The sequence below is a fragment of the Kribbella sp. NPDC004138 genome (genome assembly GCF_053603655.1).
In genome coordinates this window covers 127,529-146,353 of the sequence record NZ_JBSGFZ010000011.1, presented here as the reverse complement: position 1 = coordinate 146,353, position 18,825 = coordinate 127,529, and the positions used below count along the sequence as shown (strand labels likewise).

Below are 18,825 nucleotides of genomic sequence, written 5' to 3'. Positions count from 1 at the left end.
CTGGCTACTGCTCGGCCAGTCCTCCTCGCTCCTGCAGGCGTTCGGCATCGGCTGCGTGATCGCGGCCGGCGTCGGCGCGGAGAGAGCCGTGGGCCAGCGCCGCGAGCAGACCGAGTACGACCAGACCGGCGACGCCGTGGTACCACTGCCAGCCGATGCCCAGCCCGACGAACCCGTCGAGCACCATCACCACCGCTCCGGCGCCGACGCCGATCGCCAGCAGCAGAACGCCGGCCAGCAACAGCTTCCTCGGCACCCGGCGGCCGAACGGGCTCACCGTGGCCAGCGCCAGGGCCGCGCCGGCCAGGCCGGAGATCGCGGCGAAGGCCTGGGCCAGCGCGGGGTTCAGAAAGTACGCCTCCGCGGCCTCGGGCGGGACGATCGGGCCGGAGGGGAATCCCAGCCGGCCCTCGACCGCGAACACCGCCTTCCCGACGGCGTAGCCGATCATCACCACTGCAACGCCGTACGCCGGTATCCTCCGCATGCCTCCACCGTAGGAGTTCGTCCGCCGCGCGAACTCCCTCCTGCGGGTGATCCTTGCTAGGCGGCCGCGCGGGCCCGGGCTACTTCCTGGCCACGGACGGTTTCGGGGTAGCGGGCGAGCATGGCGCGGAGTTCCTCCGCGTCGACGTTGGCGCCGAAGAGTTCCGTGCCGGGCTCCAGACGCTTGCCCTCGGCAAGCGGTCCGGCGAGCACCGGGTCGAACCCGAGCGCGTCGACGATCCTCGCGACCTCCTCGGCGTCGGCCTGCTCCCCCGCGACGGCGATCGCCTTGCGGTGCGCTGCGTGGGCGCCTTCGTCGAGGTCGTGGTAGCCCATGTGGTTGAACGCCTTCACCACGCGGGACTCCGGCAGGAACCGCTGGACGATCTCCGACGACGACGTCCGCGGGTCGGTGAGGTCGTCGCGGATGCCGTCGACCTCCCACCAGTAGTTCATCGCGTCGACGACCAGCTTGCCGCGAAGCGCCTCGACCGGGATCGTGCGGTGCTTGCCCAGCGGCAGCGCCAGGATCACCACATCAGCCTCGGCCGCGGCCTCGGCGGCGGTGGTGGCGATGGCTCCGGGCGTGACGACCTCGACGATCAGCGCGATCCTCTCGACGTCACCCGAGCCGGCGATCAGCACGCGATACCCGGCCGCGACGGCCAGCCGTGCGAGCACGGTCCCGACCTTGCCCGCGCCCAGGATCCCGATCGTGGTCATTCGGACTCCGCCAGGATCTCGCGCACCAGCGGGATCACCTTCGTGCCGTACAGCTCGACGGCCTTCAACCGCGCGCTCGACGGCAGCGGACCGCCCGAGTAGATGAGGTCGAACCGCTCGACGCCGAGCGCCTTGACCGCGCCCGCGATCCGGCGCGCGACGGTCTCCGGCGAACCGACGTACATCGATCCGTGCAGCACCTCGGACTCGAACTCCGCACGCTTCAGCGGCGGCCAGCCGCGCAACGCGCCGATCCGGTCCCGCATCACCTTGTACGGCGCGTAGTAGATCTCCTTGGCCTGCTCGTCGGTCTCCGCGACGAACCCCGGCGAGTGCATGCCGACCGGATGCGCGACGGTCCCGAACTGCTGGGCCGCCCGCTTGTACAGGTCGATGTACGGCGCGAACCGGTCCGGCGACCCGCCGATGATCGCGAGCATCAGCGGCAATCCGTAGTACGCCGTACGCACCACGGACTGCGGCGACCCGCCGACCCCGACCCAGGTCGTCAGCCGGCCGGACTCGGTCTTCGGGTAGACCTCGATGTTGTCCAGCGCCGCCCGCACGGTGCCTTCCCAGGTCACCGGCTTCTCGTCGAGCAACCGCACGAACAACTGCAGCTTCTCCTCGAAGAGCTTGTCGTAGTCGGCCAGGTCGTAGCCGAACAGCGGGAAGGACTCGGTGAACGAGCCGCGCCCGAGGATCACCTCGGCGCGCCCGTTCGACAGCGCGTCGACGGTCGAGAACCGCTGGAACACGCGCACCGGGTCGTCCGAGCTCAGCACCGTCACACCCGACCCGAGCCGGATGTTCGAAGTCTGGGTCGCGATCCCGGCCAGCACCGTCTCCGGCGTCGAGATCGAGAACTCCGGGCGGTGGTGCTCACCGAGCGCGATCGCGTCCACGCCGATCTGGTCAGCGAGCACCGCCTCGTCCACCACCTGGCGGATCGCCGCGGCGGCCGTCACCGGCGCACCGCTGTCGTCCACCGGGATGTCACCGAAAGTATCGAGTCCGAAGGCCGGCTCGGCCATCTCCGCACGCTCCTGTCCACTCACGCACCAAGTCTAGGTTGACATGTCAACACCAGACCGGCCGGGGTTCATTCCCCGGTGCGCCAGTGCCGGAGTTTGTCCGGGTTCAGCACGATCCAGACCGCCGACACCTTCGGGCCGGTGACCTTCAGACTCATAACCGCGACCACGCTGCCGACAGTCCGCAGCACGACCCCCGGCTCGCCGTTGACCGCCTCGACGGTCAGCACGGTCTCCGGGCCGACCAGCTCCGTCACGCACCGTGCGACCTGGTCGGCGCCGCGCACCGGGTCCAACGCGGCCGCCACCCGGCCGCCGCCGTCGCTGACCGCGACCACCTCCGGCGCCAGCAGACTCCGGAGCGCCCCGGCACTGCCGGCCCGGCACGCCGTCGCGAACCGGTGCACGACGGCATGATCGCCTCGCCTGAACAACGTCACCTCCTGCTCAAGCGACCGCGGTGAGCTTCGCCGGGTTCATCTGCCACAACACCTCGTCGATCCCTTCGGTGGACGCGGTCACCGTGCACACCGCGAACACCTCGCCGTCGCGGCGCAGCATCGCCACCGCGCGGCCGTTCGCCGTACCGAACTCCACCTCGACACCGACCCAGAAACGGGTGTGGAACGCCCGGTGGTACTTCGCCACCCGCAGCCCGCCGACCACCGGGAACTTCGATGCCCGGGCCGCGCCGCCGCCGTCGGAGTAGCTGATCGCATCCTTGGCCAGCAACTGCTCGAGCACGGCGAGATCACCGGAGCGCGCCGCCGCGACGAACGCCGTCAGCAACGTCTTCTGCTGATCCCCGCTGACCTCGGTCCGGCGTTCGGCCCGGATCCGCTTGCGGGCGCGACTGACGAGCTGCCGGACCGCGGCCTCGGACGTCTGCAGCATCGCGGCCAACTCGTCGTACGGGTAGTCGAACGCCTCCCGCAGGACGTACGCCGCGCGCTCGGTCGGCGACAGCCGTTCGAGCACGAGGAGAACCGCGAAGCTCAGCGCCTCCCCGCGCTCGGCGCCGAGGTACGGGTCGGCGCTGGTGTCGACCGGTTCGGGCAACCACGGCCCGACGTACGTCTCCCGGCGCGCCCGCGCGGACTGGCTCGCGTTGATCGCGAGCCGGGTCACGGCCGTCGACAGATACGCGACCGGGCTCTGGACCGCGCTGCGGTCCGCGGCCTGCCAGCGCAGCCACACCTCCTGGACCAGGTCCTCGGCCTCGGCGTGGCTGCCCAGCATGCGGTATGCGATCCCCATCAGGCGCGGCCGCACCTGGTTGAAGACCGCGACCGCGTCGTCCAGATCCTCAGTCATCCGCTGGAGGATACGGCCCGGGCTCTCCTTCCAGCGCCTCGATCGCGCTGTGCAGGCTGTTCAGGTCGGCCGCCTCGGCCTGCACCTCGAACGGATCCATCAGCCACTCCTCGGGTGACTCGTCCTCGGGCGGCGTCCCGGCCGCGTTCAGCCGGATGTCCGCCTCCACCTCGACGTCGAGCTCACGCAGGAACTCGGACTCCGGTACGCCGGTCATTGCGCCGCGTACCAGTCCGCGTAGTGCAGCTCGCCCAGCGTGGCCTCGCCGAGCGGGACCAGGCTGCGCTCGGTGAGCTCGGAGCCGAAGTACCGCGCGTGCACGTCGGAGACGACCTCGCGGGTGTCACCGCGCTCGGCCAGCGCCTTGCGGATGAACTCGTCCATCCGCACCTCGTCCGGCCCGGCGATGTCGATCCGCGTGTTCAGCGGCTCGCCGACCGCGGTCCGTCCGAGGATCTTCGCGACGTCCTCGGCGGCGATCGGCTGCCAGGCGACCGGCGCGATGTGCACCTTGCCGTCGTCCCAGGTGGCTTCGTCCGCGGTCGGCCCGACGAACTCGAAGAACTGGGTCGCGTGCACCAGCGAGTACGGGATCCCGGAGGCCTTGATCAGCTCCTCCTGGGCGATCTTCGCGGCGAAGTAGGCGTTGTCCGGCAGCCGCTCGGTGCCGACGATCGAGATGCCGACGTGGTGCCGGACGCCGGCGGCGTCCTCGGCCTGCAGCACGTTCGAGGTGGAGGTCCGGAAGAACTCCATCACCGGCCCGGCCTCGAACGACGGCGAGTTGGCGACGTCGACGACCACGTCGGCGCCCTTCAGCACGTCCGCGAGGCCCTCGCCGGTGATCGTGTTGACCCCGGTGCTCGGTGCGGCCGGGACCGCCTCGTGGCCGTGCTCGGTGAGCTTCGCCACCAGCTTCGTGCCGATCAGGCCGGTGCCGCCGATCACGACGATCTTCATCGCAGATCCCTTTCGATTGTCTTGAGCTGTCATCAGGTAAGACAGGGCACCCCCGGAGCTTGTGACAGTCACATCCGCGACTGCTGCCCTGTCTTGTCTGTGACGTCAGCCGAGAGGAGAGGCAGTTGCCCAACGCCACGGTCCGGATCCGGGTGCGGATGACGGCGCGGCCGATCGACGAGCCGCACCGGGTCGCCAGCCAGCTCGAGCTGCTCTTCGACCTGACCTTCGTGGTCGCGGTCGCCGCGGTCACCGAGCAGTTCGCCCACACCATCGCCGAGGGCCACGCCGGCGACGGTGTGCTGCCGTTCCTGCAGGTGTTCTTCGCGATCTGGTGGGCGTGGATGAACTTCACCTGGTTCGCGTCGTCGTACGACACCGACGACGTCACCTACCGGATCCTGACCATGGTGCAGATGGCCGGCGTGCTGCTGCTCGCCGCCGGCGTCCCGGCCGCGGCGGACCACGGCGACTACCTGATGATCACCTCGGGCTACCTGGTGATGCGGCTCGGGCTCGTCTCGCTGTGGCTGCGCGCGGGCCTCGAGGACCCGGCGTCGCGGCGGACGGCGTTCCGCTACGCGATCGGGATCGGGGCACTGCAGATCGGCTGGTTCGGCCGGCTGTACCTCGCGAACACCGGCGCCTCCGACGGGGTACTGCTCGCCGCCTTCGTTGCCCTGGCGATCCTCGAGCTGTCCGTACCGCTGTGGGCCGAGCGCCCGCGGGCGACGCACTGGCATCCGCACCACATCGCGGAGCGGTACGGGCTCTTCACGATCATCCTGCTCGGCGAGGCGGTGCTGGCCTCGTCCAACGCCGTACGCCGGGCCGTCGCCGAGACCGACGTGAACGCCGAGCTGATCGCGGTCGCGGGCTGCGGCCTGGTGATCCTGTTCGCCTTGTGGTGGTTGTACTTCCTGCATCCGGCCGGTCCGCGGCTGGAGGACCGACGGAATCGCTCGTACCGCTGGGGCTACGGCCACTACGGCCTGTTCGCCTCGCTGGCCGCGCTGGGCGCCGGCCTCGAGGTCGCGGTCGAGCAGACCGGTCATGAGCTGCACCTGTCCCCCACGGGCGCGAGCTACGCGGTCGCCGTACCGGCCGCGTCCTTCATCGCCTTGCTGTGGGGCGTGCACCGAGCCATCGCCGACGTCTCCCGGGTCCACCTCGGTACGGCGGTGGCGGGCATCGCCGTACTGCTCGTGCTGCCGCTCGCGACACCGGCGATCGGACCGGTCGCGGACCTCGCGCTGATGGCCTTGACCTGCGTCGGCGTCGTCGCCGTCGCCTCGTGGGACGCTAGGCGGTGAGCGCGGACAGCGTCTTCAGCGTCGACCGGATGACATCGGCGATCGGTACGTCGTCCGGCGCGGCGATCCAGCGCTCGAACGACACCCGGAACACGGCGACCCCGGTCTCGGCGGCCAGCGCGGCCACGTCCGGCTCGACGCCGCGCGCGAGCAAGCCGTCGGTGAGCGACGTCGTCATCGACGCCATCTTGATCAGCTCGCGTTCGCGCAACTCCGGCGTCGACGCGATCACGGCGGCCCGGCGGCGCGAGTAGTCCCGGCGGAGGTCGTCGAAGAACTCGGCCGAGGCCAGGACGGCGGCCGTCACGGCCTCCATCGGGGATGCGTCCGCGGGCGCCGCGGCGAGCGCCGCGGCCATGTCCTGCCCGAGCAGCTCGGATCCGGCGAACAGCACCTCGCGCTTGTCCGCGAAGTGCCGGAAGAAGGTGCGCGCGGTGACCCCGGCCCGGTCGGCGATCTCGGCAACGGTCGTGCCGTCGTACCCGCGCTCGGCGTACAGCGCCATCGCCGCCTCGCGCAGCCGCCCGGCCGCATCCGGTTCCCACCGTCCCATGATGGCGATCCTAGCCGATGTCATCGAGTGACATCAGGGTGTAGCATCGGTGATGTCAGTCAGTGACATCACCGGAAGGAACCTTCTCATGCGCGTCTTCATCACCGGAGCCTCCGGCCACCTCGGCTCGGCGGTGGTCCCGGAGCTCCTGCACAACGGTCACCAGGTCCTCGGCCTGGCCCGCTCCGACGAGTCGGCGAAACGGCTCACCGACCGGGGCGCCGAAGTCGTCCGCGGCGACATGGCCGATCTCGACCGGCTGCGCGCGGCAGCGGCGGCGGCCGACGGCGTCGTACACCTCGCGTTCCGCCACGACCTGATGGTCGCCGGCGATCTGGCCGGCGCCGCCGAGGCCGACCTCGCGGCGCTGCGCGCACTGGCCGACGCACTGGACGGCACGAACAAGCCGCTCGTCAGCACGTCGGGCACCGGCATGCTCGCCAGGTTCGTCCAGGGCCGTCCGGGGACCGAGGCCGACTTCTCTCCCGCCGGCGGATACCGCATCGACGCGGAGAACCTCGTCGTCGCACTGGCCGATCGGGGCATCCGCTCGTCGATCGTCCGGCTTCCCCAGGTGCACAGCGAACTCGACCACAACGGCTTCGTCCCGGCGCTGATCCAGTTCGCCCGGCGCAACGGCTTCGCGGCGTACGTCGGCGACGGCGCGAACCGCTGGCCGGCCGTCCACACCCTCGACGCCGCGAGGCTCTACCGCCTGGCACTCGAGTCGGCGCCCGCCGGTTCCCGCCTGCACGCCGTCCACGACGAGGGCATCGCCTTCCGCACCATCGCCGAGGCGATCGGTCGCGGCCTCCACGTCCCGGCCCGCTCGATCACCGCCGAGCAGGCACCGGAGTACCTCGGCTTCCTCGCCGGCTTCGCCGCCATGGACAACCCGTCCACGGCGACCCTGACGGGTGAGCTCCTCGACTGGCACCCGGCCCAGCCGACCCTGCTCGACGACCTCGCCAAGCCGTTCTACTTCGAGGACACCTCCCGGTGACCTTGGACAAGTCACGACCTGTCCAAGGTCCCGGCGGGGTGTGGCTGGTTACACCTTGAGGACCGGCGCGACGGTCTTGGACTTGGAGCCTTCGTACGCCGCGAGCAGGATGCCGAGGACGGCGATGCCCTCCTCCTCGGTGTGCAGCGGGCGCTGCTTGCCGAGCAGCGAGTCGGCGAAGTGGCCGATCTCGGCGACGAACGTGTCGACCGACTCGAACTCGAAGGTCTCGGTCTCGCCCGACCGGAGGCTGTAGGACAGCGACGTACCGTCACTGGTCAGCGAGCCGAGCTCGCCGACGGCCGAGAACCGCTCGGTGCCGGCGGCCGGCTGGTACGCCCAGCTGGTCACCAGCTGGCCGACGACGCCGTTGTCGAACCGGATCAGGACCTGGGCGGAGTCCTCGCCCTCCATGAACTTCAACCGGTGCGTGGAGAGCATCGCGGTCGCCTCGACCGGCAGCCCGCCGGCGAGGTGCAGCATCAGATAGGTGGGGTGGTACCCGGTGTCAATGAGCTCGCCACCGCCGCTCGTCTTGCTGCTCGCCCGCCAGCCCATCGACGTCGGGTCGAAGTCGTTGTAGAAGCTGTCCGTCGTGCGGACCTCGTACACCGTGCCGATCGTCCCGGCCTGCAGCAGCTCCCGGGCCTTCGCGACGGCCGGCATGAACAGCTGGTTGTGCGCACACATCAGCGTCACGCCGTTCTCTGTCACCGCCTTGCGGACGTCGGCCGCCTCCTCGGCGGACAGGCACAGCGGCTTCTCGCAGAGGATGTGCTTGCCCGCCTCGGCCGCCGCGACGATCGCGTCCCGGTGCAGATGGTGCGGCAGGCAGATGTCGACCGCGTCCAGATCCTCGCCGGCGAGCATCTCGCGATAGTCCGTGTACGCCGTGGCGTCCAGCTCCTCGCCACGCTTCTTCGCCGTCTCTTCGACCGCGTCCGCGACCGCGGTGACCGCGATCCGGTCCGCGTGCGCCCGGTACCCCTTGATGTGCGCCGAAGCGATGCCCCCGGCGCCGATCAGCCCGACCTTGATCATGCCGTCGTCCTTTCAGCTGTAGGAGATCACTCGGTTGGCCTCGGCCGCCGCGTTCGCCGCCACCACCAGGCGGGTCAGCTCGACGGCGCGCTCGATGTTCTCGTCGGCACGGGTGTCGTTGACGATGTGGTCGACCCACTGCGCGAACGGATCCGGCGAGTGCTCAGGCACCTGGACCTGCTCGCCGTTCACCAGGAGAACGTTCCCGCGGTCGGTGTAGGTGAGCGTGCCCTCGGTCCCGAACAGCTCGATCGTGAACGGGTTGTTGCTGGCGAACCCGGCCTCGATCACCCCGATCGTCTGGTCGCCGTACCCGGCCACGACGACCGCGTTGTCCTCCAGCCCGCGACCGGCCACCGAGCGGTACGTCGCGCTCACGGTCTCCGGCGTCGCGCCGAGGAACAGCTGGGTCAGGTACACCGGGTGGCAGCCGAGGTCGGTGAGCGCGCCGCCGATCGCGGCCTTCGGCTCGAAGAACCGCTGCGGCAGCCAGCCTTCCTTGCCGTCCCGCCCGATCGCGCCGTCGTGCGAGAGCCGGACCCGGCCGTAGGTCACCCGGCCGAGTGTCCCCCTGTCGAGCACCTCCCGGATCGCGGTCGTGTAGCCGTGCGCGAGCCGCGGCAGCGAGACCGTCAGCTTCACGCCGGCGGCGTCGGTGGCGGCGACGATCTCCTCGGCCTCGGCGACCGTCGGCGCCAGCACCTTCTCGGTGTAGATGTGCTTACCGGCCTGAGCGGCCTTGACCATGATGTCGCGGTGCACGTCGGTCGGCGTCGTGATCACCACGCCGTCCAGGTCGTCGCGCGCCAGCAGCGCGTCGAGATCGCCGGTGAACTCCACACCGAACTGGTCGGCCCCGGCTTGGCCGCGCTCGGCGTCGTCGTCCCAGACGGCCACCAACTCCGTCCCCGGGTGCGCCTGGGCCTGCCTGGAGTAGTCGCCGGCATGGACGTGCCAGAAGCTGAGCGTCGCGATCTTCAGCGGATTGGACACGCGGGTCCTCCTCAGTGGAAACCTTCGGAAACGTTTCGGATCGAGCGTCGGCAGATCACGGTACAACGTTGTCATCGGTGCGCAACAGACCCCCGGCGCGCCCGTTCACACGGTGAGACCCGCGCGCAATCGGGATGCTTATAGTTATCCAGGACTCCCGGAGAAGTGAGGTGGCTGATGAGCGAGGAACCGGTCGGCGGGGACCTCTCGCGGCTGCGCCAGCTCAACGCCGCCGCCGTGCTGCGGGAACTGCGCGGTGACCAGCCCCTGACGCTCACCGAGTTGTCGAAGCGAACAGGTCTGTCGCGCGCTTCGACCGAGGACGTGGCGCGGGACCTGCTCGGCCGCGGCTGGCTGACCGAGGTGGCGCCGGCTTCCGGGTCGGTCGGGCGGCCCGCGCGGCGGTACCGGTTCAACGCGGGCGCCGGGCGGTTGCTCGGGATCGACATCGGCGGGCACAAGGCGCTCGCCCTGGTCACCGACCTCGACGGCGAGGTGATCAGCCAGAGCCGGATCGAGATCGCCGCGGAGGCCGGGCGGCGGCAGCGGCTCGCGGCGCTGGACCGGTGCGTGACGAAGGCGCTGGCGGGCGCCGGCGACGGGCAGATCTGGGCGACCGGGGTGGCGACCACCGGCCTGGTCGACGGGACCGGGAAGGTGATGCTCTCGGACTCGTTGCCGGAATGGAGCGGGGTCGACCTGGCCGCGCAGGTCCGGCGCCTGGTCCCCGGCCCGGTCCGCGTAGAGAACGACTGCAAGCTCGCCGCGCTCGCCGAGACCTGGCGCGGCGTCGCCCGGTTCGCGAAGGACGTGGTCTTCCTGCTGGCCGGCCTGCGCACCGGCGCCGGACTGATCATCGACGGCAAGCTCCACCGCGGCTTCGCCAACTGGTCCGGCGAGATCGGCGCCCTCCCCGCCGCCGGCTGGCAACAAGCCCCGCACCACCTGCACGACTGGCTGGAGAACAGCCCCGCAACCGAAACGAACGGCGGGTTCGAGCGGGTGTTTGTGGCCGCTCGCGCGGGCGACGCGGCAGCCCTGGCGGCCGTCGACGCGTACGTGCGGGATCTGGCGCTGGGGGCCTCCGCCCTGGTGCTGACGCTGGACCCGCAGCTGGTTGTGATCGGGGGCGGGTTCTCGCGGTCGGCGGACGTGATGGTGGCGCCGTTGCGGCGCGAGCTGGACCGGTGGTGCCTGCGGACGCCGGAGATCCGGGTGTCCGCGTTCGCCGACGAGGGCGTCGCGCTGGGCGCCGTCCGGCTGGCGCTCGACGAGGTCGAGTCGACCATCACGACCGGGCTCAGGCCTTGACATAATTTTCCTGGACTCCATGATTATCCCCATCGCCACGCCCAGCGAGAGGAAGCATCATGATGCGTCCGTTCCGTCTGCTCACCGTCGCCGCCGCCGCGGGTGCCCTGCTCGCCGCGGTCCTCACCTCCCCCGCCCAGGCCACCATCAGCGGCGCGACCGCGACCAACACCGCGACCACCGTCACCTACCGCTTCTCCTACACCGGCGCCCCGCAGTTCCTCCGGGTGTACGTCGACACCGACCGCAACCCGTCGACCGGATTCGCCCAGGGCGGCACCGGCGCCGACTACCTGCTCGAGAACGGCAGCCTCTACCAGCACACCGGCACCGGCTGGAGCTGGACGCTCGTCCGCTCTGTCACCTTCGGCAACACCGGCGGCGTCGCGCAGTGGACTGTCGGACGCGCTGACCTGGGTGAGACCGCCACGCCGAACGACGCCGACCTGATCTTCCAGGCGGAGGCCCCGCTCGAGACGTCCGCGATGTACACGCAGGTCTACACCGGCGGCAGCGGCGGAGTGACCTACACGCCGTCGACCGAGAACTTCGCCAATCCCGAGCGCGGCTTCTACCACCACACCGGCGACTGCGACAAAGCGGACTTCTCCCAGTCCACCCTGCAGGGCTACCGCACCGGTCAGGGCATCTCGCTGGTGATGTGCGTCTTCTACCTGGCCGAGTACAAGAACGGCCCGATAGCCCAGGCTGCTCTCGACCAGCTGCAGCAGCAACTCGACACCGTCCGCGCGGCCGGCCTCAAGATGGTGCTGCGTCTCGCGTACACCACGTCCACCACAGGCGACGACGCGACGAAGGACCGCGTCCTGGCGCATCTCGACCAGTTGGCGCCGTACCTTTCGGCCGGCAAGGACGTGATCGCCGTCGTCCAGGCCGGGCTGATCGGCGCCTGGGGCGAGTGGTACTACACGCAGAACTTCGGCAACGCCGGCGTCGTGTCGGCGACGGACTGGGCGAACCGCAAGGCGGTCACCGACAAGCTGCTCAGCGTCGTGCCGTCGACCCGGATGATCCAGCTGCGAACCCCCAAGTTCAAGCGCACCCTGTACTCGACCACCCCGGTCCAGCCCGGCGACGCGTACAACGGCTCGACGCTGTCCCGGGTCGGTCACCACAACGACTGCTTCCTCGCCAGCGCCGACGACTTCGGCACCTACGAGAACCCGTCCGTCGAGTACCCGTACCTGCAGTCCGACACGACGTACGTCGCCATGGGCGGCGAGACCTGCGGCGTGAACGCGCCGCGCTCGCAGTGCCCCACGGCGACCAGCGAGCTCGCGCAGTTCCACTGGTCGTTCCTCAACACCGACTACGAGCCCAACGTCCTGAGCTCGTGGAACTCCGGCGGCTGCCTGTCGACCGTCATCAAGAACCTCGGGTACCGCTTCCGTCTCGAGTCCGGCACCTACCCGTCGACCGCCGCACCCGGCGGCAGTCTGCCGGTGTCCTTCACCGTCCACAACGACGGCTACGCGACGCCGTTCAACCCGCGCAACCTCGAGCTGGTCCTGCGGAACACCTCCACCGGCAGCACCTACAAGCTCCCGATGACGTCGGACCCGCGCCGCTGGACCGCGGGGACGTCGACCACGGTGTCGCAGACCCTCACCGTGCCCGCCAGTCTTCCGGCAGGCTCGTACGCCCTGCTGCTCAACCTGCCGGATCCGCTTCTGTCCACTCGCCCCGAGTACTCGATCCGCCTCGCGAACCAGAGCACCTGGGACGCGGCGACCGGGATGAACTCGCTCCTGCACACCGTCAGCATCAGCTAGGAGACGACATGAGACGAAGGCTCGCCGCCGCCGTGTGCGCGATCGGACTGCTGCTGCCTGCCCAGCAGGCGCTCGCGGCACCGTCCACGACGCACACCTACTCCACCAGCGACGAGGTGATCGCCAACCCCGAACGCGGCTTCTACCACCACACCGAGACGCACTTCCGTGCCGACGGCACCGGGTACGTCCCGCTCGACCTCACCACCCTGCGCACTTTCCGCACCCAGGAGAACGTCACGCAGATCCTGCGCGTGTTCTATCTGGAGAAGTTCGCGAGCCAGGACGCGATCGACAAGCAGTACCTCGACCTGGTCCGCGCCGATTTCCGCACCGCCCGGGCGGCCGGCGTCAAGGTGATCGTGCGGTTCGCGTACGCGCTGCCCGGTGCGGGCTGGCCGCCGCCCACGCCGTACGGCGACGCGCCGGTCGCCCGCGTACTCAAGCACATCCAGCAACTCACGCCGGTCCTGCGCGACAACGCCGACGTGATCGAACTCGTGCAGTCCGGCTTCGTCGGGCTGTGGGGCGAGGGCTACTACACCGACCACTTCAGCGACCCGCAGGACCCGAGCCAGGTCTCGGATCAGAACTGGGCCGATCGCAAGGCGGTGACCGACGCGCTGCTGAAGGCGCTCCCGAAGGACCGGATGATCCAGGTGCGCACGCCGTACATGAAGCAACGGATGTACGGCGTACCGACCGGCACCGACGGCGCGCTGACCGCCGAGCAGGCGTACGACGGTTCGCCGGTGGCCCGGATCGGGCACCACAACGACTGCTTCCTGGCCAGCCCGGACGACTTCGGCACCTATCTCAGCGACCCGATCGAGCTGGACAAGGACTTCGTTGCCCAGGACACCAACTACGTGCCCGAAGGCGGTGAGACCTGCGCCGTGAACCCGCCGCGCTCGGAGTGGGACTCGGCCGCCGCGGAGATGGCCCGGCTGCACGTGTCGTTCCTGAACACCGACTACAACAAGGACGTGCTCGGCAGCTGGGGTGACAACCTCGAGGTCGCGAAGCAGAAGCTCGGCTACCGGTTCGCTCTCGACCGGAGCACGGTGACGACCCGGCGCGGGACGGTCCAGGTCGACCTGCAGATGCGCAACGACGGTTGGGCTGCCCCGTACAACCCGCGGCGGGTGCAGCTGATCTTCCAGAGCGCGAAGCACACCTACAAGGTCGACGTACCCGCCGACCCGCGCCGCTGGGGAGCCGGTACGACGACCTCCCTCAGCTGGAAGGTCGCCGCACCGCCCGTGCCCGGCACGTACAAGCTGTTGCTGAACCTGCCGGACCCGCGCCTGTCCACACGGCCCGACTACTCGATCCGCCTCGCCAACAACGGAACCTGGCAGCCGGCCACCGGTTACAACGATCTCGGTCAGACAGTGACCATCGGCTGAGACAAGAAATGGCGGGTTGAGACCTGTTATTACCTGTCTCAGCCCGCCACGTCTTGTCTCAGGTCCCTGCAGCTAGTGCTAGGTGCGGGAGCCGTGGGTGATGCCGGCGGCGGCGTAGGCGTCGGCCTCGTCGAGGGTCTCGTGTTCGAGGAGCTGCTCGGCGATCGAGTCGAGCTTCGGGCGGTTCTCGCGGAGCAGGCGGCGGGCCTCGGCGTAGCACTGCTCGATCAGGCGCCGGACCTCCTGGTCGACGCTGTTGAGCAGCTCGTCGGAGACCCCGGCCATCCGGGCGTCGCCCTCGGACGGGAGGACCGAGACCGGGCCGATCAGGTCGGACATGCCCCAGCGACCGACCATCGACCGGGCGATCCTGGTCGCGGTCTCCAGATCGCTCTCCGCGCCGGTGGTGACGACGCCGAGCACCTCCTGCTCGGCCGCCATCCCGCCGAGCGCGCCGATGATCCGGCCGCGCAGGTAGTCCACGTCGTACCCGTAGCGGTCCGACTCCGGCGTCGACAGCGTCACGCCGAGCGCCCGGCCGCGCGGGATGATCGACACCTTCCGGACCGGGTCCGCGCCCTTCTGGATCATGCCGAGCAACGCGTGCCCGCCCTCGTGGTACGCCGTGCGCCGCCGCTCCTCCTCCGGCATCACCACGTTGCGCGCCGTGCCGAGCTGGACCTTCTCCAGCGCGTCGGTCAGGTCCCGCTGGGTGATCTGCGACTCGCCCTGCCGGGCCGCGGCGAGCGCGGCCTCGTTCAGCAGGTTGGCGAGGTCGGCGCCGGTCATGCCGGGGGTGGACCGCGACAGCGCAGCGAGATCGGCGTCGGCGGCCAGCGGCTTGCCGCGCGCGTGCACCTTGAGGATCGCCTCCCGGCCCGGTTGGTCCGGCGCGTGCACCGTGATCGTCCGGTCGAACCGGCCGGGGCGCAGCAGCGCCGGGTCCAGCACGTCGGCGCGGTTCGTCGCCGCCAGCACGACGACGCCCTCGGTCCCGGAGAAGCCGTCCATCTCGGTGAGGATCTGGTTCAGCGTCTGCTCGCCCTCGTCGTGCCCGCCGACTGACCGGGCGCCGCCGCGGGCGCGGCCGATGGTGTCGATCTCGTCGATGAAGATGATCGCCGGCGCGACCTTCCGCGCCTCGCCGAACAGCTCCCGCACCCGGCTCGCGCCGACGCCCACGATCATCTCGATGAACTCCGAGGCGCTCGCGGAGAAGAACGGGACGCCGGCCTCACCGGCGGTCGCCCGCGCGAGCAGTGTCTTGCCGGTGCCGGGCGAGCCGGCCAGCAGCACGCCCTTCGGGGCCCGCGCCCCGAGCCGCCGGTACTTCTCGGGGTCCTTCAGGTAGTCGACGACCTCTTCGATCTCGGCCTCGACCTCGTCGATCCCCGCGACGTCGGCGAACGTCACCCGGACGCTGGTCGGGTCGACCGGCTTCTTCTGCTGGCCGCCGCCGCCGAGCAGGCCGCCCAGCCCGCCGCCGGCCCGGCTGCGCCGGAACAGCCAGAAGTAGAACGCCGCGATCAGGATGAACGGGCCGAGCGAGATCAGCAGGTTCCACAGCACACCGCGCTGCGCGACCACCGGCGTCGCCCGGACGGTGGCGCCGCCCTTCTGCAGGTCGCCGTACAGATTGTCGTTGGCGAACGTCGGCCGCTCGGTGGTGAACTTCGTGTACGTCTCGCCGCTCTTGCCCGGCACCTCGGCGGCCTCCTTCAGCCGGCCCTCGATGGTGTCGCCGCGGGAGAAGATCTCGGCCACGTTCTGCTTCTGCACCTGAGCGGTGAAATCGGTGTAGGCGATCGTCTGCTCGCCGCCGGCCAGCTGGTCCTGCATCGTGGTGAGCAGGAAGAGCACCAGGTACCCGCCGACGATCCACGCGACCCACTTCCACCACCGCGGCCGGCGCGGCTTGTCGTCGCCGTGCCCGGCCGGCAGCCCCTCGGTCCGCCACGGCTTGTGCGGCGGCCGCTGCGATCCGTTGCTCTTGCGGTCGGCCTGGTCGGGACCGGACTCGTCCTTCGCCGGCGGCTCCTTGTCGCTCATGGAGCCAAACATAGGTGCTGAATCAGCCGGGCCCTAGCAACAACTCATACCCTGGCACATGGTCACACCTCTGATCCTCGACTGCGACCCGGGCCACGACGACGCACTGGCGATCCTGCTCGCGGTCGCCGATCCGGCCGTCGACCTGCTCGCCGTGACGACCGTGGCCGGCAACCAGACCGTCGACAAGTGCACGGTGAACGCGCGGCGTGTGCTCTCCTTGGCCGGGGTCTCGGATGTTCCGGTCGCGCGGGGCGCCGACCGGCCCCTGGTACGGCGGTTGCGGATCGCCGACGACGTCCACGGCACGACCGGGCTCGACGGCCCGGCCTTCACGGGCGAGCCGTCGGTGCCGGAGTCGCCGCACTCGGCGCACGAGCTGCTGGTCGACGTACTGCGCTCTCGGCCGGCGACAATCGTGGCAACCGGGGCGTTGACGAACGTGGCGCGGCTGCTGGCCGAGGAGCCGCCGCTGGCCGGCAACATCACCGAGATCGTGTGGATGGGCGGGTCCACGGACCGCGGCAACATCGCGCCGCTGGCCGAGGCGAACGCGTGCGTGGATCCGGAGGCGGTGGATCTGGTGGTGCGGTCGGGGGTCCCGTTCACGATGTGCGGGCTGAACGTGACGCATCAGGCGCTGGTGACGGACGACGTCCTGGCGCGCCTGGAGCGGATCGGGACGCCGTTGGCGCGGGTCTGCGGCGAGTGGATGACGTTCTTCGCCTCGACGTACCGCGATCTGTTCGGCTTCGAGGCGCCACCGCTGCACGACCCGGTCGCGGTGGCACGGGTCATCGACCCCGCGATCGTGCACTGCGTCGAGGCCAACCTCGTCATCGAGACCAAGGGCGAATGGACCGCCGGCGCCACGGTGGTGGACCTCGACGGCTACACCGGCCGCCCGCCGAACGCCCGGATCGCCCTCACCCTCGACCGGGAAGCCTTCTGGAACCGCGTCGTCACCGCGATCACCGCCCTCGGCTGATTCGTCTGCTGACAGCGGAACCCCTTCACCCCCGTCGCCCGCTGCTCCAGGCTGGAGGTGTCGAGGAGGACACACATGGATGCAGAGAACCGGACGATCACTCTGAGCAGCAACGGTATCCCGGGGCCGGGCGTGCCTGGGCCGGGACGGCCGTGGCCGGAGATTCCCGGGGTGCCCGGGGTTCCGGAGCGGACGGCGCCGCAGCCGATTCTGCCGTCCTGGTACGAACCGACATCGATCACGCTGGAGCGGGAGCTCGCCGACCGGCTGCTGGCGGAGCGGGTGATCCTGGTCGGCGGGCGCCTCGACGACGCACTGGCGAACCACGTCGCCGCGCAGCTGCTCCTCCTGGATGCCCAGAGCAACGACCCGGTCAAGCTCCACCTGTCCGCGCCGGACGCCGACCTGGACGCGGCCCTGTCCGTGGCCGCCGCGATCGACCTGATCAGCGCCCCGGTCCATGTCGTTGCCCGCGGCACCGTCCGCGGCGCCGCGATCGCCGTCCTCGCCGCCGCAGCCCAGCGTGAAGCCCACCGGCACACGATGTTCGTGCTGTCCGCGCCCCACTTCACCGCCGACGGCACCGCGGACGAGCTCGCCGCCGTCGCCGAAGAACACGACCAGCAGACCGCCCGCCTCCGTGACCTCATCGCCCAGGCCACCGCTCGCCCCGCCGACGAGATCGCCGCCGACCTCGAGCCCGGCCGAGTCCTCACCGCCGAAGAAGCCCGCACCTACGGCCTCATCACCAAACTTCTCTGAGTGCGCCGGCCGCTGCAGCTCGACAGTACGTATACGGCTACCAGCCGCACCCCGCCCGCGGGGGCGCCCGCCTCGACGACCGCCAGTGGACATATACGTACTGTCGTCCTGCAGACCCTCAGGTGATGGTGAGGACCAACCGGCCGGCGGTCCTGCCGGTGAACTGGCGGGTCCAGGCGGTGGTGACGTCGGCGAGGGTGACGGTTTCGTAGGCGACGGCGATCGCCCCGACCGCGGCGTGCTGGAGTACGGCGGTCAGCGCGTCGCGGCGCTGGTCCGTGGTGAGGGCGTTGTTCGTGTAGCCGAGCACGCTCGCTGTCCTGCTCCGCAGGACGGACGACGAGAAGACCGCCTCGTCACCCGACGAGCCACCGAGATTCACCAGCCGTCCGCCCGGGGCGAGGACCCGCGAGGCAGCGGTCGCGGCGACGCCGAACACCGGATCGATCACCACGTCGTACGTCGGATCGCCCAGCAGTCTCGTCAGCTCGTCGGTATCCGGGCTGAGCGCGACCACCTCGTCCGCACCCGCCGCCAACGCCCGCTCCCGGGACGCCTCCGACCGGACGACAGCAACGACCCCCGACGCCCCGAGGACCCGCGCGGCCCCGATCGCCACTTGCCCGACCGCACCGCCACCGCCCAGCACCAGGACCCGCTCCCCCGCCTGCATCCGGGCCCGCCACGTCAACGCCATCCACCCGGCGACCCCGGACAACCCGATCGCTGCCACCGCCGCGTCCAGCACCGGCACGTCCAGCGCCACCAAATCCTCGTCCGGTACGGCGGCCCGCTCCGCGAGACTCCCGTCGCCCGCTGTCATCCCGGCCGAGGTCGCGAAGAACACCCGGGTCCCCGCGGGGACCGTCGACGACTCCTCCACCACACCGACACCCTGAACACCCGGGACGTACGGGAGCGCCGGCGGGCCGAAGTACGACGTACCGGAGGCACACAGCAGATCGAGCGGGACGATCGGGGCCGCGGTCACCCGGACGATCGAGGAACCAACACCTGCCACCGGGTCGGGGTGTTCGGCATGCGACGGCGGCTGGCCGTGGGTGTGCAGGACTGCGGCGCGCACGCGGACTCC

The 18,825-nt window shown here is 70.5% G+C and carries 18 protein-coding genes and 1 pseudogene; 7 read left to right on the top strand and 12 right to left on the bottom strand.

Going from position 1 to position 18,825, the window contains the following annotated elements; genetic code table 11:
• Window positions 1-4: 4 nt before the first annotated feature.
• The 7 genes and pseudogenes from ACWEOO_RS17785 to ACWEOO_RS17755 form a co-directional block, all read right to left on the bottom strand.
• Entirely contained in the window at window positions 5-487 is a 483-nt protein-coding gene (locus ACWEOO_RS17785) for a hypothetical protein (protein WP_452143886.1), read from the bottom strand.
• A gap of 56 nt (window positions 488-543) precedes the next feature.
• Window positions 544-1,218: pseudogene (locus ACWEOO_RS17780) on the bottom strand (NADPH-dependent F420 reductase); the annotation flags it as partial.
• Complete coding sequence (locus ACWEOO_RS17775; RefSeq protein WP_452143885.1) at window positions 1,206-2,267, bottom strand: LLM class flavin-dependent oxidoreductase; 1,062 nt, start codon at window positions 2,265-2,267, stop codon at window positions 1,206-1,208. The pseudogene ACWEOO_RS17780 and the gene ACWEOO_RS17775, both read right to left, overlap by 13 nt.
• A gap of 44 nt (window positions 2,268-2,311) precedes the next feature.
• Window positions 2,312-2,650 (bottom strand): hypothetical protein, encoded by a 339-nt coding sequence (locus tag ACWEOO_RS17770; RefSeq protein WP_452143884.1) that lies wholly within the window; start codon window positions 2,648-2,650, stop codon window positions 2,312-2,314.
• Window positions 2,651-2,690: 40 nt separating this feature from the next.
• On the bottom strand, window positions 2,691-3,557 hold the full coding sequence (locus ACWEOO_RS17765) for an RNA polymerase sigma-70 factor (RefSeq protein WP_452143883.1): 867 nt from the start codon (window positions 3,555-3,557) through the stop codon (window positions 2,691-2,693).
• The gene (locus ACWEOO_RS17760) at window positions 3,550-3,774 is read right to left on the bottom strand and encodes a hypothetical protein (protein ID WP_355692064.1); all 225 of its coding nucleotides are present in this window, start codon (window positions 3,772-3,774) and stop codon (window positions 3,550-3,552) included. The genes ACWEOO_RS17765 and ACWEOO_RS17760 overlap by 8 nt, the downstream gene beginning before the upstream one ends.
• Window positions 3,771-4,517 (bottom strand): SDR family oxidoreductase, encoded by a 747-nt coding sequence (locus ACWEOO_RS17755; protein ID WP_452143882.1) that lies wholly within the window; start codon window positions 4,515-4,517, stop codon window positions 3,771-3,773. The genes ACWEOO_RS17760 and ACWEOO_RS17755 overlap by 4 nt, the downstream gene beginning before the upstream one ends.
• A 125-nt stretch (window positions 4,518-4,642) precedes the next feature.
• Here ACWEOO_RS17755 and ACWEOO_RS17750 point away from each other — a divergent pair, with 125 nt between their 5' ends.
• Window positions 4,643-5,830, top strand: coding sequence for a low temperature requirement protein A (locus tag ACWEOO_RS17750; protein WP_359924088.1), 1,188 nt, complete (start codon window positions 4,643-4,645; stop codon window positions 5,828-5,830).
• Here ACWEOO_RS17750 and ACWEOO_RS17745 read toward each other — a convergent pair.
• Entirely contained in the window at window positions 5,820-6,383 is a 564-nt protein-coding gene (locus ACWEOO_RS17745) for a TetR/AcrR family transcriptional regulator (RefSeq protein WP_452143881.1), read from the bottom strand. The two genes, ACWEOO_RS17750 and ACWEOO_RS17745, sit on opposite strands and share 11 nt — an antisense overlap.
• Before the next feature lie 88 nt (window positions 6,384-6,471).
• Between ACWEOO_RS17745 and ACWEOO_RS17740 the strand changes: the two genes are divergently transcribed.
• Entirely contained in the window at window positions 6,472-7,386 is a 915-nt protein-coding gene (locus ACWEOO_RS17740) for an SDR family oxidoreductase (RefSeq protein WP_452143880.1), read from the top strand.
• Between the two features lie 48 nt (window positions 7,387-7,434).
• On the opposite strand, the gene ACWEOO_RS17735 is transcribed toward ACWEOO_RS17740, so the two are convergent.
• Together ACWEOO_RS17735 and ACWEOO_RS17730 are read right to left on the bottom strand one after the other, a co-directional pair.
• The gene (locus tag ACWEOO_RS17735) at window positions 7,435-8,427 is read right to left on the bottom strand and encodes a Gfo/Idh/MocA family protein (protein WP_452143879.1); all 993 of its coding nucleotides are present in this window, start codon (window positions 8,425-8,427) and stop codon (window positions 7,435-7,437) included.
• 12 nt (window positions 8,428-8,439) lie between these two features.
• Window positions 8,440-9,420 (bottom strand): Gfo/Idh/MocA family protein, encoded by a 981-nt coding sequence (locus ACWEOO_RS17730; RefSeq protein WP_452143878.1) that lies wholly within the window; start codon window positions 9,418-9,420, stop codon window positions 8,440-8,442.
• A 177-nt stretch (window positions 9,421-9,597) separates the two neighbouring features.
• Here ACWEOO_RS17730 and ACWEOO_RS17725 point away from each other — a divergent pair, with 177 nt between their 5' ends.
• Genes ACWEOO_RS17725 through ACWEOO_RS17715 form a run of 3 tightly spaced genes read left to right on the top strand, consistent with a single transcriptional unit; the run spans window position 9,598 to window position 13,933 of the window.
• Window positions 9,598-10,731 carry an ROK family protein gene (locus ACWEOO_RS17725; protein ID WP_452143877.1) on the top strand — a complete coding sequence of 378 codons (1,134 nt, stop codon included), beginning with the start codon at window positions 9,598-9,600 and terminating at the stop codon, window positions 10,729-10,731.
• A gap of 59 nt (window positions 10,732-10,790) precedes the next feature.
• Window positions 10,791-12,524 carry a DUF4832 domain-containing protein gene (locus ACWEOO_RS17720; RefSeq protein WP_452143876.1) on the top strand — a complete coding sequence of 578 codons (1,734 nt, stop codon included), beginning with the start codon at window positions 10,791-10,793 and terminating at the stop codon, window positions 12,522-12,524.
• 8 nt (window positions 12,525-12,532) lie between these two features.
• The gene (locus tag ACWEOO_RS17715; RefSeq protein WP_452143875.1) at window positions 12,533-13,933 is read left to right on the top strand and encodes a DUF4832 domain-containing protein; all 1,401 of its coding nucleotides are present in this window, start codon (window positions 12,533-12,535) and stop codon (window positions 13,931-13,933) included.
• Window positions 13,934-14,011: 78 nt separating this feature from the next.
• Here ACWEOO_RS17715 and ftsH read toward each other — a convergent pair whose 3' ends face one another.
• Complete coding sequence (gene ftsH / locus ACWEOO_RS17710; RefSeq protein ID WP_452143874.1) at window positions 14,012-15,982, bottom strand: ATP-dependent zinc metalloprotease FtsH; 1,971 nt, start codon at window positions 15,980-15,982, stop codon at window positions 14,012-14,014.
• Window positions 15,983-16,040: 58 nt separating this feature from the next.
• Between ftsH and ACWEOO_RS17705 the strand changes: the two genes are divergently transcribed.
• Together ACWEOO_RS17705 and ACWEOO_RS17700 are read left to right on the top strand one after the other, a co-directional pair.
• The gene (locus tag ACWEOO_RS17705; protein ID WP_452143873.1) at window positions 16,041-16,970 is read left to right on the top strand and encodes a nucleoside hydrolase; all 930 of its coding nucleotides are present in this window, start codon (window positions 16,041-16,043) and stop codon (window positions 16,968-16,970) included.
• 75 nt (window positions 16,971-17,045) lie between these two features.
• Entirely contained in the window at window positions 17,046-17,732 is a 687-nt protein-coding gene (locus ACWEOO_RS17700) for an ATP-dependent Clp protease proteolytic subunit (protein WP_452143872.1), read from the top strand.
• Between the two features lie 118 nt (window positions 17,733-17,850).
• On the opposite strand, the gene ACWEOO_RS17695 is transcribed toward ACWEOO_RS17700, so the two are convergent.
• Entirely contained in the window at window positions 17,851-18,816 is a 966-nt protein-coding gene (locus ACWEOO_RS17695; RefSeq protein ID WP_452143871.1) for a quinone oxidoreductase family protein, read from the bottom strand.
• Between the last annotated feature and the right edge of the window lie 9 nt (window positions 18,817-18,825).

Bases quoted from the DNA above. Each gene is read 5' to 3' on its own strand.
- ACWEOO_RS17785 (WP_452143886.1), bottom strand. From the start codon at position 487: ATGCGGAGGATACCGGCGTACGGCGTTGCAGTGGTGATGATCGGCTAC.
- ACWEOO_RS17765 (WP_452143883.1), bottom strand. From the start codon at position 3,557: ATGACTGAGGATCTGGACGACGCGGTCGCGGTCTTCAACCAGGTGCGG.
- ACWEOO_RS17760 (WP_355692064.1), bottom strand. From the start codon at position 3,774: ATGACCGGCGTACCGGAGTCCGAGTTCCTGCGTGAGCTCGACGTCGAG.
- ACWEOO_RS17755 (WP_452143882.1), bottom strand. From the start codon at position 4,517: ATGAAGATCGTCGTGATCGGCGGCACCGGCCTGATCGGCACGAAGCTG.
- ACWEOO_RS17745 (WP_452143881.1), bottom strand. From the start codon at position 6,383: ATGGGACGGTGGGAACCGGATGCGGCCGGGCGGCTGCGCGAGGCGGCG.
- ACWEOO_RS17740 (WP_452143880.1), top strand. From the start codon at position 6,472: ATGCGCGTCTTCATCACCGGAGCCTCCGGCCACCTCGGCTCGGCGGTG.
- ACWEOO_RS17735 (WP_452143879.1), bottom strand. From the start codon at position 8,427: ATGATCAAGGTCGGGCTGATCGGCGCCGGGGGCATCGCTTCGGCGCAC.
- ACWEOO_RS17725 (WP_452143877.1), top strand. From the start codon at position 9,598: ATGAGCGAGGAACCGGTCGGCGGGGACCTCTCGCGGCTGCGCCAGCTC.
- ACWEOO_RS17720 (WP_452143876.1), top strand. From the start codon at position 10,791: ATGATGCGTCCGTTCCGTCTGCTCACCGTCGCCGCCGCCGCGGGTGCC.
- ACWEOO_RS17715 (WP_452143875.1), top strand. From the start codon at position 12,533: ATGAGACGAAGGCTCGCCGCCGCCGTGTGCGCGATCGGACTGCTGCTG.
- ftsH (WP_452143874.1), bottom strand. From the start codon at position 15,982: ATGAGCGACAAGGAGCCGCCGGCGAAGGACGAGTCCGGTCCCGACCAG.
- ACWEOO_RS17705 (WP_452143873.1), top strand. From the start codon at position 16,041: ATGGTCACACCTCTGATCCTCGACTGCGACCCGGGCCACGACGACGCA.
- ACWEOO_RS17700 (WP_452143872.1), top strand. From the start codon at position 17,046: ATGGATGCAGAGAACCGGACGATCACTCTGAGCAGCAACGGTATCCCG.